The 15444-nt window shown below is 34.3% G+C and carries 30 protein-coding genes; 1 reads left to right on the plus strand and 29 read right to left on the minus strand.

The window, feature by feature from the left end; all coding sequences use genetic code 11:
• Nucleotides 1–8 precede the first annotated feature (8 nt).
• The 29 genes from J2Z39_RS01135 to rpsJ all read right to left on the minus strand — a co-directional run bounded on the left by J2Z39_RS01135 (nt 9) and on the right by rpsJ (nt 14312).
• The gene (locus J2Z39_RS01135; RefSeq protein ID WP_209813371.1) at nt 9–965 is read right to left on the minus strand and encodes a DNA-directed RNA polymerase subunit alpha; all 957 of its coding nucleotides are present in this window, start codon (nt 963–965) and stop codon (nt 9–11) included.
• A 32-nt stretch (nt 966–997) separates the two neighbouring features.
• Nucleotides 998–1591, minus strand: a complete 594-nt coding sequence (rpsD, locus tag J2Z39_RS01140; protein WP_117520219.1) for a 30S ribosomal protein S4 — start codon at nt 1589–1591, stop codon at nt 998–1000.
• A 12-nt stretch (nt 1592–1603) separates the two neighbouring features.
• Nucleotides 1604–1999 (minus strand): 30S ribosomal protein S11, encoded by a 396-nt coding sequence (rpsK, locus tag J2Z39_RS01145; RefSeq protein ID WP_117520221.1) that lies wholly within the window; start codon nt 1997–1999, stop codon nt 1604–1606.
• A gap of 8 nt (nt 2000–2007) precedes the next feature.
• A complete protein-coding gene (gene rpsM / locus J2Z39_RS01150) occupies nt 2008–2352 on the minus strand; it encodes a 30S ribosomal protein S13 (RefSeq protein ID WP_117520223.1) in 345 nt (114 codons plus the stop codon).
• Between the two features lie 9 nt (nt 2353–2361).
• Nucleotides 2362–2475, minus strand: a complete 114-nt coding sequence (gene rpmJ, locus J2Z39_RS01155; protein ID WP_004818043.1) for a 50S ribosomal protein L36 — start codon at nt 2473–2475, stop codon at nt 2362–2364.
• A gap of 411 nt (nt 2476–2886) precedes the next feature.
• Complete coding sequence (gene infA / locus J2Z39_RS01160) at nt 2887–3105, minus strand: translation initiation factor IF-1 (RefSeq protein ID WP_004834664.1); 219 nt, start codon at nt 3103–3105, stop codon at nt 2887–2889.
• Between the two features lie 120 nt (nt 3106–3225).
• Nucleotides 3226–3888 carry an adenylate kinase gene (locus tag J2Z39_RS01165; protein WP_209813373.1) on the minus strand — a complete coding sequence of 221 codons (663 nt, stop codon included), beginning with the start codon at nt 3886–3888 and terminating at the stop codon, nt 3226–3228.
• Between the two features lie 3 nt (nt 3889–3891).
• The gene (gene secY, locus J2Z39_RS01170; RefSeq protein ID WP_117520227.1) at nt 3892–5166 is read right to left on the minus strand and encodes a preprotein translocase subunit SecY; all 1275 of its coding nucleotides are present in this window, start codon (nt 5164–5166) and stop codon (nt 3892–3894) included.
• A gap of 11 nt (nt 5167–5177) precedes the next feature.
• Nucleotides 5178–5672 (minus strand): 50S ribosomal protein L15, encoded by a 495-nt coding sequence (rplO, locus tag J2Z39_RS01175; protein WP_117520229.1) that lies wholly within the window; start codon nt 5670–5672, stop codon nt 5178–5180.
• Between the two features lie 9 nt (nt 5673–5681).
• Nucleotides 5682–5864 (minus strand): 50S ribosomal protein L30, encoded by a 183-nt coding sequence (gene rpmD, locus J2Z39_RS01180; RefSeq protein ID WP_117520231.1) that lies wholly within the window; start codon nt 5862–5864, stop codon nt 5682–5684.
• 9 nt (nt 5865–5873) lie between these two features.
• A complete protein-coding gene (gene rpsE, locus J2Z39_RS01185; protein ID WP_117520233.1) occupies nt 5874–6383 on the minus strand; it encodes a 30S ribosomal protein S5 in 510 nt (169 codons plus the stop codon).
• Nucleotides 6384–6396: 13 nt separating this feature from the next.
• A complete protein-coding gene (rplR, locus tag J2Z39_RS01190) occupies nt 6397–6762 on the minus strand; it encodes a 50S ribosomal protein L18 (protein ID WP_117520235.1) in 366 nt (121 codons plus the stop codon).
• A gap of 9 nt (nt 6763–6771) precedes the next feature.
• Nucleotides 6772–7311, minus strand: coding sequence for a 50S ribosomal protein L6 (rplF, locus tag J2Z39_RS01195; protein ID WP_117520237.1), 540 nt, complete (start codon nt 7309–7311; stop codon nt 6772–6774).
• Nucleotides 7312–7321: 10 nt separating this feature from the next.
• On the minus strand, nt 7322–7717 hold the full coding sequence (gene rpsH, locus J2Z39_RS01200; protein ID WP_117520239.1) for a 30S ribosomal protein S8: 396 nt from the start codon (nt 7715–7717) through the stop codon (nt 7322–7324).
• Between the two features lie 18 nt (nt 7718–7735).
• On the minus strand, nt 7736–7921 hold the full coding sequence (locus J2Z39_RS01205; protein WP_117520241.1) for a type Z 30S ribosomal protein S14: 186 nt from the start codon (nt 7919–7921) through the stop codon (nt 7736–7738).
• An 11-nt stretch (nt 7922–7932) separates the two neighbouring features.
• Nucleotides 7933–8475 carry a 50S ribosomal protein L5 gene (gene rplE, locus J2Z39_RS01210; RefSeq protein WP_117520243.1) on the minus strand — a complete coding sequence of 181 codons (543 nt, stop codon included), beginning with the start codon at nt 8473–8475 and terminating at the stop codon, nt 7933–7935.
• A gap of 14 nt (nt 8476–8489) precedes the next feature.
• Nucleotides 8490–8798 carry a 50S ribosomal protein L24 gene (rplX, locus tag J2Z39_RS01215; RefSeq protein WP_117520245.1) on the minus strand — a complete coding sequence of 103 codons (309 nt, stop codon included), beginning with the start codon at nt 8796–8798 and terminating at the stop codon, nt 8490–8492.
• 9 nt (nt 8799–8807) lie between these two features.
• On the minus strand, nt 8808–9176 hold the full coding sequence (gene rplN, locus J2Z39_RS01220) for a 50S ribosomal protein L14 (protein WP_117520247.1): 369 nt from the start codon (nt 9174–9176) through the stop codon (nt 8808–8810).
• Between the two features lie 18 nt (nt 9177–9194).
• Nucleotides 9195–9455, minus strand: coding sequence for a 30S ribosomal protein S17 (gene rpsQ, locus J2Z39_RS01225; RefSeq protein WP_117520249.1), 261 nt, complete (start codon nt 9453–9455; stop codon nt 9195–9197).
• Between the two features lie 5 nt (nt 9456–9460).
• Entirely contained in the window at nt 9461–9667 is a 207-nt protein-coding gene (rpmC, locus tag J2Z39_RS01230; protein ID WP_117520251.1) for a 50S ribosomal protein L29, read from the minus strand.
• Nucleotides 9668–9669: 2 nt separating this feature from the next.
• Nucleotides 9670–10098, minus strand: a complete 429-nt coding sequence (rplP, locus tag J2Z39_RS01235) for a 50S ribosomal protein L16 (RefSeq protein WP_117520253.1) — start codon at nt 10096–10098, stop codon at nt 9670–9672.
• Nucleotides 10099–10121: 23 nt separating this feature from the next.
• The gene (gene rpsC, locus J2Z39_RS01240; RefSeq protein ID WP_117520255.1) at nt 10122–10868 is read right to left on the minus strand and encodes a 30S ribosomal protein S3; all 747 of its coding nucleotides are present in this window, start codon (nt 10866–10868) and stop codon (nt 10122–10124) included.
• 9 nt (nt 10869–10877) lie between these two features.
• Nucleotides 10878–11216: a 50S ribosomal protein L22 gene (gene rplV / locus J2Z39_RS01245; RefSeq protein ID WP_117520257.1), complete on the minus strand. Its 339-nt coding sequence runs from the start codon at nt 11214–11216 to the stop codon at nt 10878–10880.
• A 9-nt stretch (nt 11217–11225) separates the two neighbouring features.
• Nucleotides 11226–11513, minus strand: coding sequence for a 30S ribosomal protein S19 (gene rpsS / locus J2Z39_RS01250; RefSeq protein ID WP_101539548.1), 288 nt, complete (start codon nt 11511–11513; stop codon nt 11226–11228).
• 9 nt (nt 11514–11522) lie between these two features.
• Complete coding sequence (rplB, locus tag J2Z39_RS01255) at nt 11523–12356, minus strand: 50S ribosomal protein L2 (RefSeq protein WP_117520259.1); 834 nt, start codon at nt 12354–12356, stop codon at nt 11523–11525.
• An 11-nt stretch (nt 12357–12367) separates the two neighbouring features.
• Nucleotides 12368–12661 (minus strand): 50S ribosomal protein L23, encoded by a 294-nt coding sequence (rplW, locus tag J2Z39_RS01260; RefSeq protein ID WP_209813375.1) that lies wholly within the window; start codon nt 12659–12661, stop codon nt 12368–12370.
• Entirely contained in the window at nt 12661–13284 is a 624-nt protein-coding gene (gene rplD, locus J2Z39_RS01265; protein ID WP_117520263.1) for a 50S ribosomal protein L4, read from the minus strand. The genes rplW and rplD overlap by 1 nt, the downstream gene beginning before the upstream one ends.
• Before the next feature lie 11 nt (nt 13285–13295).
• Nucleotides 13296–13931, minus strand: a complete 636-nt coding sequence (rplC, locus tag J2Z39_RS01270; protein ID WP_117520265.1) for a 50S ribosomal protein L3 — start codon at nt 13929–13931, stop codon at nt 13296–13298.
• A gap of 69 nt (nt 13932–14000) precedes the next feature.
• Nucleotides 14001–14312 carry a 30S ribosomal protein S10 gene (rpsJ, locus tag J2Z39_RS01275; protein WP_044565289.1) on the minus strand — a complete coding sequence of 104 codons (312 nt, stop codon included), beginning with the start codon at nt 14310–14312 and terminating at the stop codon, nt 14001–14003.
• Between the two features lie 432 nt (nt 14313–14744).
• Between rpsJ and J2Z39_RS01280 the strand changes: the two genes are divergently transcribed.
• Nucleotides 14745–15443, plus strand: coding sequence for a lantibiotic protection ABC transporter ATP-binding subunit (locus J2Z39_RS01280; RefSeq protein WP_209813378.1), 699 nt, complete (start codon nt 14745–14747; stop codon nt 15441–15443).
• Nucleotide 15444: the final 1 nt, after the last annotated feature.

Consider the following 15444-nt stretch of genomic DNA (forward strand, 5'->3'; position numbering starts at 1 on the left):
CTTACCTCCTATTCATCTTTTAGACTTAGACCCATATCATGAATCTTATCTTTTACTTCTTCTAATGATTTTTTACCAAAATTTTTGATAGTTTTAAGTTCTGCTTCAGATTTTTCTACTATATCACCTACTGTATCAAAACCAGCTCTTTTTAGACAGTTAAATGAACGTAAAGATAGATCCATTTCTTCAATCGTCTTGCCTAACTCTGTATCACTTGGTTCTGTGAAAGTTTCTTCTTCAACTTCCTCGATTTCTTCTTCTTCAACAAATTCTACATTTGGAAGATCTTTGAAGTAAGTGAAGTCATCTATAAGAATACTTGCACCTTCTGATAAAGCTTCTTGTGGTGAGATAGTTCCATTTGTCCATACTTCTATGACAAGTTTATCATAGTCTGTTGCTTCTCCTACTCTAGTATTTTCTACATAGTAGTTTACTTTTTCAACCGGAGTAAATGAAGAGTCAATAGCGATAGTTCCGATAGGATCTGAGTCAGATTTGTTTTGATCTGAAATTCTATATCCCTTACCATTTGTAACTTCAAGTGATATAAATAGCTTAGCCTTGTCATTAACAGTTGCTATATAATGATCAGGATTTGCAATTTCAATTGAACTATCCTTGCTTATATCTTTTGCTGTTACAATCTTTGGTCCTTCAATATCTAAAAATAATGTTACATCTTCATCACTATTTTTCTTAATATCAAGACCCTTTAAGTTTAGGATGATTTCAGGAACGTCTTCTACTACTCCATCAATTATTGAAAATTCATGGAGGACTCCTTCTATGAGAATTTTTGAGACGCTAGAACCAGGTAAGGATGAAAGTAACACCCTTCTCATACTGTTTCCAATGGTTGTACCATAGCCTCGTTCAAGTGGATATAAGGCAAATTTGCCATAATTGCTGGCTTCGTCTATATCCAATATTTCAATATTTGTATCTAATTTTTCGATCATGGTAACTCCTTAGTTCTAACTTTTTTTAATTATTATTTAGAGTAGAACTCTACGATCATACGTTCTTCTACTGGTATATCAATGTCTTCTCTAGTTGGGAATCTATCAATTGTTACTTTTAAGTTTTCTATATCAGAATTTATCCAATCAACTACTCCAAAAGTTGCGTTTGTTTCTTTGATAGTTTTGAATAATTCTTTGTTTTTAGATTTTTCACGTACTTCGACTACATCGCCTTCTTCTACAAGATATGAAGGGATATCTACTTGTTTACCATTTACTAATAAATGTCCGTGAGTTACTATTTGTCTTGCTTCTCTTCTTGTTCTTGCAAGACCTGATCTAAATGCTATATTATCTAATCTTCTTTCGCAAAGGATTATAAGTTGTTCACCTGTTTGTCCTTCCATTGTAGTTGCTTTTTCATAGTATCCTCTAAATTGTTTTTCAGATACTCCATAGATAAATTTAGCTTTTTGCTTTTCTCTTTGTTGCATACCGTAGTCTGACATTTTACCACGTCTTTGTGGGAGTTGTCTTTTAGATTCACCTGTGTATCCAAGGTATGCTGGAGAAATTCCTAAAGCTCTTGCTCTTTTATAAACTGGATCTTTTGATACTGCCATAATTTCTCCTTATTAAACTCTTCTTCTTTTTGGTGGTCTGCATCCATTATGTGGAATTGGTGTTACATCTTTAATCATTGTAACTTCAAGTCCTGCAGCTTGTAAGCTTCTTATTGCAGATTCACGTCCAGAACCTGGTCCTTTTACATATACTTCTACTGTTTTTAGTCCTTGGTCAATTGCTTTTTTAGCAGCTGTTTCTGCAGCTTCTTGTGCAGCAAATGGTGTAGATTTTCTACTACCTCTAAAACCAAGTTGTCCAGCAGATGCCCAAGATAAAGCGTTACCTTGCATATCTGTAATAGTTACCATTGTGTTATTAAATGTTGAGTTAATGTGAGCTTGGCCACGTTCAACATTTTTCTTAACTCTACGTTTACGTGATGTTGTTTTTCCTTTTTGAGCCATTGTTCTCCTTAACCCTTTCTTCCTTTTCTAGTTCTAGCGTTATTTTTTGTATTTTGTCCTCTTACTGGAAGTCCCGCTTTGTGTCTAAGACCTCTATAGCTGTTGATTTCACGAAGTGCTCTAATATTCATAGATGTTTCACGACGTAAATCACCTTCGATTGTATAGTTGTTTAGTTGTTCACGGATTTTACCTAATTCTTCTTCAGTAAGATCTTTCATTTTTGTATCAGGATTGATTCCTGTATTTTTTAATATTTCGTTTGCAGTTGCACGACCGATACCATAGATATAAGTAAGGCCTATTTCTGCTCTTTTTTCTCTAGGTAAATCTATACCAGCTAATCTTGGCATTAAACCCTCCTAACCTTGTCTTTGTTTATGCTTTGGATTTTCGCAAATTACCATAACTTTACCATTTCTTTTGATAATTTTGCATTTATCGCACATTTTTTTTACTGATGCTCTAACTTTCATGTTATTCTCCTTGTCTTTATCTGACTTATTTTTAAGTCCTAATGGAATTATCCTCTCAAGGCTTTATAGATTAGTCTTTAGGACTCATAATCACCCGTCTGGTTAATCTAGGACTTCGTCTCGAAAATGTAAAATGCTTCGCATTTTCCACCCACGATGATTTTCCTCTCAAAGAAGATGCTCTTCTTCTCGCTTAGTTTTTCGGACTCATGATCGCCCGTCCGGTCGATCTAGGACTTCGTCTCGAAAATGTAAAATGCTTCGCATTTTCCACCCATGATGATTTTCCTCTCAAAGAAGATGCTCTTCTTCTCGCTTAGTTTTTCGGACTCATGATCGCCCGTCCGGTTAATCTAGGACTTCGTCTCGAAAATGTAAAATGCTTCGCATTTTCCACCCATGATGATGGGACTACTTCTTCCTCCAAGTGATTCTTCCTTGGCTTAAGTCATATGGAGATAGTTCTACTGTTACTTTATCTCCTTCTAGTATTCTTATGCTGTTCATTCGAAGCTTGCCTGAGATATGGGCTTGGATTTCGTGTCCATTGTCTAGTTCTACTTTAAATATTGCGTTTGGTAGAGCTTCTGTAACAACTCCTGTAACTTCTATAGCATCTTTTTTTGACATATATAGAACCTCCTTTTTTGCTTCTAACATGTCTTATAAAACTAATTTATTTGCCTTATATCCATAAGACATATTTGCTCAAAGAGATTCGATATTTTCTCTTTTTCTACTAATCATAAATTAGTTTATTTCTCCTAATTTATGTTTAAATTCTTCAAAAACTTCATCGATAGTTTTGCTGCCATCAATACTCTTTAATATACCTTTGTTTGTGTAATAATCAATGAGTACCGCTGTTTGTTCATTGTAAACATCGATTCTATTTTTTACTGTTTCAAGTGTATCATCTGCCCTTTGAATTAGTTCTGTTTTACATTTATCACATATTCCATCTACCTTTGGTGGATGATTAATTATGTGATATGTAGCTCCACAATTTGGACAAACTCTTCTGCCTGTTACTCTTTCAATTAATATATCTTCATCTACATCAAAGTAGATTACTCCATCAATTTTTTGGCCCCTATCTTCCATACCTTGATCTAAAGCTTGGGCTTGGCTTAGGTTTCTTGGAAAACCATCGAATAAAACAATCTTATCAGAACTTTTTGTGTTTTCTTGCTTATCAAAGTAGTCCCATAATAAATCAATGGTTAATTCATCTGGTACAAGATTACCTTGATCCATATACTCTTTTGCTTTTAAGCCTAGAGGAGTTTTATTGTGGATGTTATATCTAAATAAATCTCCTGTGGCTATTTGTACTGCATCTAAATTTTCTAAAATTTTATTTGATAGTGTACCTTTACCTGCTCCTGGGGGGCCTAACAATATAATATTCATCTTTTACCTATTTAAAAATCCTTTGTATTGTTTCATTGTCATCATTGCTTCAAGTTGTTTTATAGTTTCAATTATAACTCCAACTACTATGATTACTGAAGAACCACCAAATGATAGTCTCAATCCTAAAAGTTTGGAAGCAATTGCTGGAATTATTGTAAGAAGCGCTAAGGCTATTGAGCCTATAAAAGTAATCCTGGTAGCAACTTTTGCTAAGTATTCACTTGTTGGCTTTCCTGGTCTAATTCCTGGAATGAACCCACCATTTTGTTGTAATTGTTTTGCATATTCTACAGTATTAAACTGAATTTGGTTATAAAAATATGCAAATATTAAGATAAGTGCTGATTGGATTATTAGGTATAGAATAAAACCTCCAGTTGTATTTTGGAAGAAATTTGTTATACCACTTTGTCCACCATTGCCAAAGAATAAACTAATTGTAGATGGTATAGCCAACACTGCTGAAGCAAATACTATTGGCATAACTCCACCCATATTTACCTTAACAGGTATATGGGTTGATTGACCACCATACATCTTACGTCCTACGACTCTTTTAGCATACTGAATTGGAATTCTACGTTCACCTTCGGATATTAATACTACTGCAATTACAATAAGGATTACTAAAATCGCCATTATTATAATTGGTAAATATCCTACTAATCCATAGTGAACTTGTGAAGTCCATCTGGATAGTGTCTTTGGAAATGATGCTATGATACCCATAAAGATTAGAAGGCTTGTACCATTTCCAAGTCCTTTTTCTGTAATAGTTTCACCCATCCATGTAACAAACATTGTTCCACCGATAAGGATTACATTCATTGCTATTTTTTGGAATGTTGTTGCATTTGAAAGTGCTGCTCCATATAAACCGTTAGTAACTGCTATAGCTTGGAATATCGCTAATACTATTGTTACATATCTAGTGTATTTTTGGATTTGCTTACGTCCTTGTTCTCCTTCACGTGTAAGTTCCTCTAGTCTTGGTATAACTACTGTTAATAGTTGCATGACGATAGAAGACGTAATGTAAGGCTGAACGCCTAGGGCAAAGATTGATAGGGTTGATAGGCCACCACCAGTTAACATATTTAGATAGTCAACTAAGGTACCTTCAACAGATGAGTAAGCACTTTTGAGAGCCTCTTGATCTATAAATGGTAATGGAATATTATTTCCAAACCTATAAACCAAAAGCATAAGCATGGTAAACCAGAATCTTTCTCTGATTTCAGGCTCTCTAGATGCTTTTTTAATTGTTTCTAGCATTGCTCACCTTCTTAGTTTTCTGCTTTTGTATCTTTCTCAGATGGTCTTACCCATTTTTTAACTTCAATTTCTTCAACTGATCCACCAGCCGCTTCGATTTTTTCTTTAGCACTTGCTGTGAATTTGTGAGCTTTTACATTAAGTTTTGTTGTAAGTTCTCCATCACCAAGGATCTTAACTCCATCTTTAGCTTTGTTTTTATTCAATATTTTATTTTCAAATAGTAATTCTGGTGTTACTTCTGTTCCATCCTCAAACATATTTAATGTTTCTACATTGATAACTTCGTATTGTTTTTTATTGATATTTTGGAAGCCTCTTTTTGGAAGACGTCTATATAAAGGCATTTGACCACCTTCAAAACCTGGTCTTACTCCACCACCAGATCTTGAGTTTTGTCCATCTTGTCCACGACCAGCACGTGTACCATTTCCTGAACCTGGACCTCTACCTTTTCTTTTTTTCTTCTTTAGTGGTTGATTAGGTTGTAATTCATGTAATTTCATCTTACACTCCTAGTTAATTTCTTTTACTTCAAGCATAAAAGGAATTTTATTAATCATTCCTCTAACTGCTGGATTATCTTCTCTTACAACACTTTGTCCGATCTTTTTAAGACCTAGAGCTTTTGCTGTTGCAATCTGATCATCTTTTCTACCGATAAAAGATCTTTTTAATTTGATTTCTAATTGGCTCATATTTGCTCCTTAATAATCGAATTCTTCTACCGATTTACCACGAAGTTTAGCAACATCTTCAACAGTTTTCATGTTATAGAAAGCATCTAGACAAGCATTGATAATATTTCTAGGATTGTTGCTTCCTAAGTTTTTAGCTCTGATATCTTTATAACCTGCAAGTTCGCATATAGCACGTACAGGTCCACCAGCGATGACTCCAGTACCTTCTGCTGCTGGCATTAATAGTACATGTCCGCTTGCTTTATGCCCTTCTATTCTATGTGGAATTGTTGTTCCTACTACTGGAACCTTGATCATATGTTTTTTAGCATCTTCTGTTGCTTTTCTAATTGCTTCTGGTACTTCTGTAGCTTTTCCTGTTCCAATTCCAACTACACCGTTAGAATCTCCTACTACTACAAGAGCTGCAAATCTCATGTTACGTCCACCTTTTACAGTTTTAGCAACTCTGTTGATTGATACTACTCTATCTTCGAGGTTTAGCTTTTCTACTTCACTTCTTAATAAATATTTCATCTAATACCTCCTATTAAAACTTAAGACCAGCTTCTCTTGCTGCTTCAGCTAGAGCTTTAACTTTCCCATGGTAAATATTACCATTTCTATCAAAAGCAACTTCACTTATACCAGCTTCAATTGCTCTTTTCGCTATAGCTTCACCTACTTTACTTGCAGCTTCAATATTTGATTTGGATTCTAAACCATTAGCTACATCTTCTTGTAAAGTATTTGCACTTGCTAATGTTACACCATTTACATCATCAATGACTTGTGCGTAGATATTAGCATTTGATTTGTATACGGAAAGTCTTGGTCTTTCAGGAGTACCGCTGATTTTTGCTCTAACTCTTTTTTTACGAGTTTGAAGTCTTTGTTTTTTATTATCTTTAGCCATTTATCTCTCCTACTTACCTGTCTTACCAACTTTGCGTCTTACATATTCGCCTTCATATCTTATACCCTTACCTTTATATGGTTCTGGTTTTCTCCATTTTCTGATATTAGCTGCATGTAAGCCTACTAATTGTTTATCAATTCCATTAACAACAATAGTTCTATCATTTGGTACTTCAGTTTTGATTCCTTCTGGATCTGGCATTGTAACTTGGTGTGAAAAACCTAAATTCATTACTAAGTTATCACCTTGTTTTTGAGCTCTATAACCTGTACCTTCAATTTCTAATGTTTTGCTAAATCCTTCTGTAACACCTTTTACCATGTTAGCAATAAGTGATCTAAATAAACCGTGGTCTATATTTTGTTGCTTTGTATACTCTTCTGGAATTTTAACTAGTAGCTGATTATCTTCTTCTACTACTTCAATTGTTGTTGGGAAACTTTGAGTTAGATTTCCTTTTGGGCCCTCTACTCTAATATTTTGTCCGTCAATTACAACTGAAACTCCATTTGGGATTTCAATTGGTTGTTTACCTATTCTTGACATATATTTCTCCTTACCATACGTAACAAATAACTTCGCCACCTACATTTTGACTTCTTGCAGCTTGGTCAGTTAAAAGTCCTTTTGATGTTGAAATAATTGCTATCCCAAGACCATTTAATACTTTTGGTACTTCGTTCGCTTTTACATAAACACGAAGACCTGGTTTACTAATTCTTCTAAGGCCTGAGATTACTTTTTCACCGTTTTCAGTATATTTTAAATCTATTGTAAGAATTCCTTGTTTGTTATCTTCTTCTACGTTAAATCCGTTAATGAAGCCTTCATCAAGAAGAATTTGTGCAATAGCTTTTTTTTCATTAGAAGATGGTAAGCTAACTTCTTTATGATTAGCTTTAACTGCATTTCTAATTCTTGTTAGCATATCCGCAATTGGATCTGTCATCATAATATTTATCCTCCCTAATTACCAGCTAGATTTTCTTACTCCAGGAATTTGTCCCTTATTTGCTAATTCTCTAAAACAAATACGGCATATTCCATATTTTCTAAGGTAGCCGTGTGGTCTACCACAAATTTTGCATCTGTTATATTCTTGAGTTGAATACTTATGTGCTTTCTTTTGTTTAGCTATCATTGACTTTTTAGCCATTAAGCGCTCCTTTATTTTTTAAATGGCATTCCCATTAATTCTAAGAATGCTTTAGCTTCTTCATCTGTATTAGCTGTAGTAACAATTGTAATATCCATACCATGTAAGAAATCTACATCATCATATTTGATTTCTGGGAATATTAATTGTTCTTTAATTCCTAATGAATAGTTTCCACGACCATCAAATGAGTTTGGGTTTATACCTCTAAAGTCTCTTACACGTGGTAGTGAAATACTGATTAACTTATCTAAGAAGTCATACATTTTTTCACGTCTTAGTGTTACTTTAGCTCCGATTGGTTGACCTTCTCTTAATTTGAAGTTAGCTACTGATTTTTTAGCACGAGCTTCTATAGGTTGTTGACCTGTAATTAATGCAAGTTCATTCTTTGCTGAAGTTAATAATTTTTCATTATCTTTCGCTTCACCAAGACCAACGTTTATAACTATTTTCTCTAACTTCGGTACTTGCATTACATTCTCGTAGTTAAATTGTTCAATAAGAGCTTTTACTACTTCGTTTTCATATTTTTCTTTTAATCTGCTTGCCATAATATCTCCTTAGACTAGTCGAACTTCTCATTTGTCTTATGGCTTACTCTGATTTTTCTGCCATCTTCAAATACTTTGCTAGTTCTAACACCTCTGCCAAGTTCTTCTGAGTATAGAAGTACTTTTGACGCATCAATTGGACCTTCTTGTTCAAGTCTTCCAGATTCGCCACCCATTTGCATAGCTCTTTGGTGTTTAATTTGAATATTAGCACCTTCTACAATAACTTTATTTTCTTTTGGGAAAGCTTTTATAACTTCACCAACATGACCTTTATATTGGCCAGATATAATTTGAACTTTATCGCCTTTTTTAACGTGCATTGAATCCTCCTATAATACTTCTGGAGCAAGGGATATAATTCTCATGAATCCTTCCCTTCTTAATTCTCTAGTAACTGGTCCAAATATACGTGTACCAACTGGTGACTTATCATCTTTAATGATTACTGCTGCATTTTCATCAAAAGCAATTTTTGAACCATCAACTCTTTTTAGGCCTCTTTTGCTTCTAACAATAACCGCTTTTACAACATCACCTTTTTTTACCGCTCCGCCGGGTGTTGCACTTTTAACTGAACAAGTTACAACATCACCTATATTTGCATATCTTATGCCAGTTCCGCCTAGAACTTTGATTACTTGTAATTCACGTGCTCCGGAGTTATCTGCAACTCTCATACGAGTTTCTTGTTGTATCATTATAATCTCCTTAAACCATTAAACAATTTCAGCAGTTTGGGCAACTCTTACTAGTCTCCATCTTTTTGTTTTTGATAGAGGGCGGGTTTCCATAATTACTACTGTATCGCCTACTTTAGCTTCATTTTTCTCATCATGAGCTTTATATTTTTTACTTCTATTGATTCTTTTTTTATACACTGGGTGTGAAATTTTATCTTCTACTAAAACTGTAATAGTCTTATCCATCGCATCAGATACTACAACACCACGTGCTACTCTTCTACTGTTTCTTTCCATGAAATTTAAGCCTCCCTATTTATATTAAGCTTTCTTTCAGTTTGTATTGTTTTAACTCTAGCGATGTCTTTTTTGACACTTCCAATTGCTGATGGATTTTCTAATTGTCCAGTTGCAAGTCTGAAACGAAGATTAAAAAGCTCACTTTGTAAATCATATAATTGTTTATCTAAATCATGGTCTGATAAATTTCTGATTTCTTTTGCTTTCATTATTATTCCTCCGTACCTGTAACTTCAAGTCTTTGTATGAATTTAGTTTTGATAGGAAGCTTTTGTGCAGCAAGTCTCATAGCTTCTCTTGCAGTTTCTTCACTAACACCACTCATTTCAAATAGTACACGGCCTGGTTTTACTACTGCTACCCAATATTCAGGAGCACCTTTACCAGAACCCATTCTAACTTCTGCAGGTTTTTTAGATACTGGTTTATCTGGGAATACTTTAATCCAGATTTGACCACCTCTTTTGATATATCTTGTCATCGCACGACGAGCAGCCTCGATTTGGTTAGCTGTCATCCAAGTAGCTTCTAATGCTTGTAAGCCATATTCACCATAAGCTAATTGGTTACCTTTTTGAGCTTCACCTTTCATTCTGCCCCTGTGTTGTCTACGATATTTAACTCTTTTAGGCATTAACATAAGTTTATCTCCTTATATAAATACTATTTATTAGTATTTTCGTTATTATTTCTGTTAGGACGTCTATTGTTGTTTCTTCTCTTTTTATTTCTATTATTTGGTCTTTGCTTCATTTTTGGTTCACGTACAGCTTTCTCTCCTGGAAGAATTTCGCCTTTATAAATCCAAACTTTACAACCAATTTTACCATATTCTGTATCAGCTTCTGCAAAACCATAGTCAATGTCTGCTCTTAGTGTTTGAAGTGGAATTGTTCCTTCTGAATATCCTTCGCTTCTAGCCATATCAGCTCCACCAAGACGACCAGATACCATAGTCTTAATACCTTTAGCTCCAGCTCTCATTGTTCTTTGGATAGGTTGTTTCATAGCACGTCTAAATGCTACTCTGTTTTCAAGTGCTGATGCAATATTTTCTGCTACTAATTGTGCATTAAGGTCTTGATATTTGATTTCTTCAACGTTTATGATTGTTCTTTTGCCCGGAGCAACTTTTTCGATTTTTTTCTTAAGTTCTTCAATTCCTGAACCACCTTTACCGATAACCATACCTGGTTTTGCTGTAAAGATTGTGATTTTAAGGTTATTTACTGCTCTTTCAATTTCTATATCAGCAATTCCTGCATCATAAACTTCTTTTTTAACTACTTTTCTGATGTTATAGTCTTCTACTAATAGATCTGAGAATTCTTCTTTATCTGCATACCATTTTGAGTCCCAGTCTTTTATAACACCAACTCTAAATCCTTTAGGGTTTACCTTTTGGCCCATATTTTCCTCCTACGCTTCTATATTCTCAAGAACTATGCCAATGTGGCTACTTCTTTTAAGTATTGGATATGCTGCACCTTTAGCTTTTGGATGCCATCTTTTCATAGTTGGAGCATCATTTGCAAATGCGTTTTTAACATATAGGTCTTCTCTATCAAGTCCGTTGTTGTTTTCTGCATTTGCTATAGCAGATTTAAGTACACCTTCAAGTAATCTAGCACCTTTTTTGTTTGTAAATCTTAAGATATTAAGTGCTTCATCTACTTGTTTACCTCTAATCTCTTTACAAATATAGTTTACTTTAAGAGGAGATATTCTTTGATATTTAGCTGTTGCTTTAACTTCCATTGTAATCTCCTAACGCATTTTACTTTTCATTTCAGTTGCCTTTTTAGCATGGCCTCTGAAAGTTCTTGTTGGTACAAATTCACCTAGTTTATGTCCCACCATATCTTCTGTGATATAGATTGGCACGTGTTTTCTACCATCGTGTACTGCTATAGTATGTTCTACAAATTCAGGGAATATTGTAGAACGTCTTGACCAAGTTTTTATAACTTTTTTCTCATTTTTTTCATTTAATTCGTCAATCTTTTTCATTAAATGATCATCGACAAATGGTCCTTTTTTAAGTGATCTAGCCATTATATCCCCCTATTTTTCATCTCTTCTTCTTACAATGTATTGTGAAGATTGTTTTTTCTTATTACGTGTTTTAACACCGATAGCTTTTTTGCCCCATGGTGTCATTGGTGATGGACGACCAATTGGTGTACGACCTTCACCACCACCGTGTGGATGGTCTACTGGGTTCATTACAGAACCTCTAACGTGAGGACGGCGTCCTTTATATCTTGTTTTACCTGCTTTACCAAGTCTAACTAATTCGTGTTCTGAATTTCCTACAACTCCTACTGTCGCTTTGCAGTTTAAGTGTACTAGTCTAACTTCACCACTTGGTAATCTTAGTGTTGCAAACTTACCTTCTTTAGCCATAAGTTGTGCCCCAACACCAGCACTTCTTACTAATACTCCACCTTGACCTGCTCTAAGTTCAATATTATGAATCATAGTACCTACTGGAATATCTTTAAGTTCTAGAGCATTACCTGGTTTGATATCTGCATTTTCTCCTGATAGGATTTCATCTCCTACTTTAAGTCCTCTTGGAGCCAAGATATATCTTTTTTCTCCATCAGCATAAGTTACTAAAGCGATATTTGCTGATCTATTTGGATCGTATTCTATAGTTTTTACTCTTGCTGGAATATCATCTTTGTTTCTTTTGAAATCGATGATTCTATATTTTCTTTTTACTCCGCCGCCTCTAAAGCGCACTGTTGTTCTACCAGTATTGTTACGACCACCTTTAGATTTTAAATCTCTTAAAAGTGATTTTTCTGGTCTATTTGTGGTAATTTCTTCGAATGTTGAAACAGACATATTTCTATGACCATTTGAAGTTGGTTTTAATTTTCTTATAGGCATTTAAATCCTCCTTATAAACCTTCGAAGTATTCGATTTCTGCACTGTCTTCTGTAAGAGTTACGACAGCTTTTTTCCAGTCTGCTTTTTTGCCAATACCATGACGTGTACGAACTTTTTTACCTTCGGAATTCATAGTTCTTACTTTTTTTACTTTTACTCCGTCAAAGATTTCTTCAATAGCAGCTTTTATTTCTGGCTTGTTTGCATTTTTATCTACTTCAAAAGTATATTTGTTTTCATCAAGTAAGCTCATGCTTTTTTCTGTAATAATTGGTCTTTTAATTACTTCATAAGGTGATTTCATTATATAAATACCTCCTCAAGTTTAGCAATTGCATCTTTTGTAATTACTAGCTTGTTATGTCTTACTAAATCATAAACATTTATTAAATTAGCAGCTGATACATCAACACCTTCAATGTTTCTAAATGATCTATAAACGATGTTGTCATTTTCTGCTGTTACTACATACGCTTTTTTGCCAGCGTCAATAGCATTTAATATACTTGCTGCTTCTTTTGTCTTAGGCTCTTGTAAATTTAAGCTATCTAAAACTATTAATTCATTGTCGTTTACTTTTGAAGTAAGAACTGAGTAAAGTGCTTTTCTTCTTAATTTCTTTGGAATTTGGTAGCTATAATCTCTTGGCTTTGGTGCAAATACTACTCCACCGCCTGTATAATGTGGTGCTCTTATTGAACCTTGACGAGCTCTACCCGTTCCTTTTTGTCTAAATGGTTTACGTCCACCACCACGTACTTCAGAACGTGTTCTAGCAGATTGTGTACCTTGTCTTTTATTTGCAAGTTGGTTTTTAACTACTTCGTAAACTGCGTGTTCGCTTACTTTTGTGTTAAATAGAGTTTCGTTAAGCTCTAATTCACCAACATTTTCTCCTTGAATGTTTAATACGTTAACTTTAGGCATTTAAGTCCTCCTTAGTTTTGGCCCTTGACTGCTTGTTTAACTTGAACAAGTCCGCCTTTAGGTCCTGGAACCGCACCTTTAACTAGGATATATGAGTCTTCTAAGTTTACTTTTACCACTTGTAAGTTTTGAACAGTAACCCTTTCATTTCCCATTTTTCCTGAGCCTTTTCTACCTTTGAATACTCTAGCTGGATCTGAACCTGCTGCACGAGCACCTGCTACTCTATGAGATTTAGAACCGTGAGATTGAGGACCTCTACCATAATTCCATCTTTTAATAGCACCTTGGGTACCTTTACCCTTGCTTGTTGCAACAACATCTACGACTTCGCCTGCTTCAAAGATATCTACAGCTAATTTATCTCCTACCGCAAGTTCTATTGGATCATTGCCGTAGTTTACTTCTTTAAGGTATCTTTTGTAAGATGCGCCTGCTTTGTCAAAATGACCTTTAACTGGTTTTTTAACATTTTTTTCTTTTTTGTCCATATAACCGATTTGCACTGCGTTGTAACCGTCTGTTTCTTCTGTTTTAACTTGTACAACTACATTTTCATCAGCCTTTAGAACAGTAACTGGAGTAACTACTCCGTCTTCATCGATGACTTGAGTCATGCCTACTTTTGTTGTAAATATACTCTTCATGAGTACCTCCTTAATTACAGCGGATTGATTCCTTCTATTAGAATCTATCAATCATTCTAATTACAGTTATTATAACTTAATTTCGATATCAACACCTGCAGGTAAGTTAAGTTTCTTAAGTGCATCAAGTGTTTTAGCATTTGGATTGATGATATCGATTAATCTTTTATGTGTTCTTTGTTCAAACTGTTCTCTAGAGTCTTTGTATTTATGAACCGCTCTTAAGATCGTAATCTTTTCTACTTCTGTTGGAAGTGGGATTGGTCCAGATACTTCCGCTCCGCTTCTTTTTACTGCTTCTACGATTTTTTCTGCTGAGCTATCGATTACTTCGTGATCGTAAGCTCTAAGTCTAATTCTGATTTTTTGTTGATTAGCCATTTTTCCTCTCTCTTTCTATACCACCCATCCGGGCGTTTGATATTTTTGGAAACCGCTTAGAATTATTTCTAAACTTGCTAGACAAGAGTTCCCTTGGGGCTTGGCCTTAGTCTCCAAGCAACATCTTGCTTCAAAGCACCCTATTATAATACAACAAAAAGCTTATAATAGCAAGCACTTTTAATGGATTTTACAAACTTTTAGTAAAATTTATGAATATACCTAAAACTATATTAAAACCATTGCTATCTAGCCATTTGCTAAGTGCTTCTTAATATACTACCTATCCTATATTTGTCAACAACTTTTCTCTCTAATTTTAATCTATTCTATGCTAGAGTAAATTTTTAATTTTTTTAATAACATTTATATTTTCAGTTATAAATTAATTATTCTCACCTTCTATAATTAATCATAAACAAGGAGGCAATTATGAAAAATATTTTGGAAACAAAAAACTTAACAAAACAATACGGAGATTTTAAAGCTCTTGATGAAGTGTCTATCAATATTCATAAAGGTGAAGTTTATGGACTTTTAGGTCCAAATGGGGCTGGTAAATCGACTCTACTTAAACAGATAACACAAATAATAAAGCCAAGCTCTGGAGAAATTTTTTATAAAGAGCATCCTATCTGCCAAAAAGATCTCTCTGAAATAGGAGCAATTATTGAAAGTCCTGCTATTTATCCAAATCTAACAGCTTACGAAAACTTAAAAGTCCTAACTACTTTATTAAATATAGATGAAAATAGAATAAATGAAGTTTTAAAAATAGTTGGCCTTACTAATACTAGTAATAAATTAGCTCGTGAATTTTCCCTAGGTATGAAGCAAAGACTTGGCATTGCTATGGCTTTAATAAATAATCCATCATTTTTGATACTAGATGAGCCAACAAACGGCCTAGATCCAATAGGTATTGCCGAGCTGCGCGAACTAATAAAATCTTTTAATAATGACGGTATAACCGTACTTATTTCTAGCCACATTTTAAGCGAAGTAGACCAAGTTGCTGATAAAGTCGGCATAATTGTAAATGGCAAACTTGCCTATGAAAGCGCTAATGATAAGGGAAGTGATCATCTGGAAAGTCTTTTTATGGAAATTTTAAAAAAAGAAGGTTATTAAT

The organism is Anaerococcus nagyae, from assembly GCF_017874535.1.
GTDB classification, from domain to species: Bacteria; Bacillota; Clostridia; order Tissierellales; family Peptoniphilaceae; genus Anaerococcus; species Anaerococcus nagyae.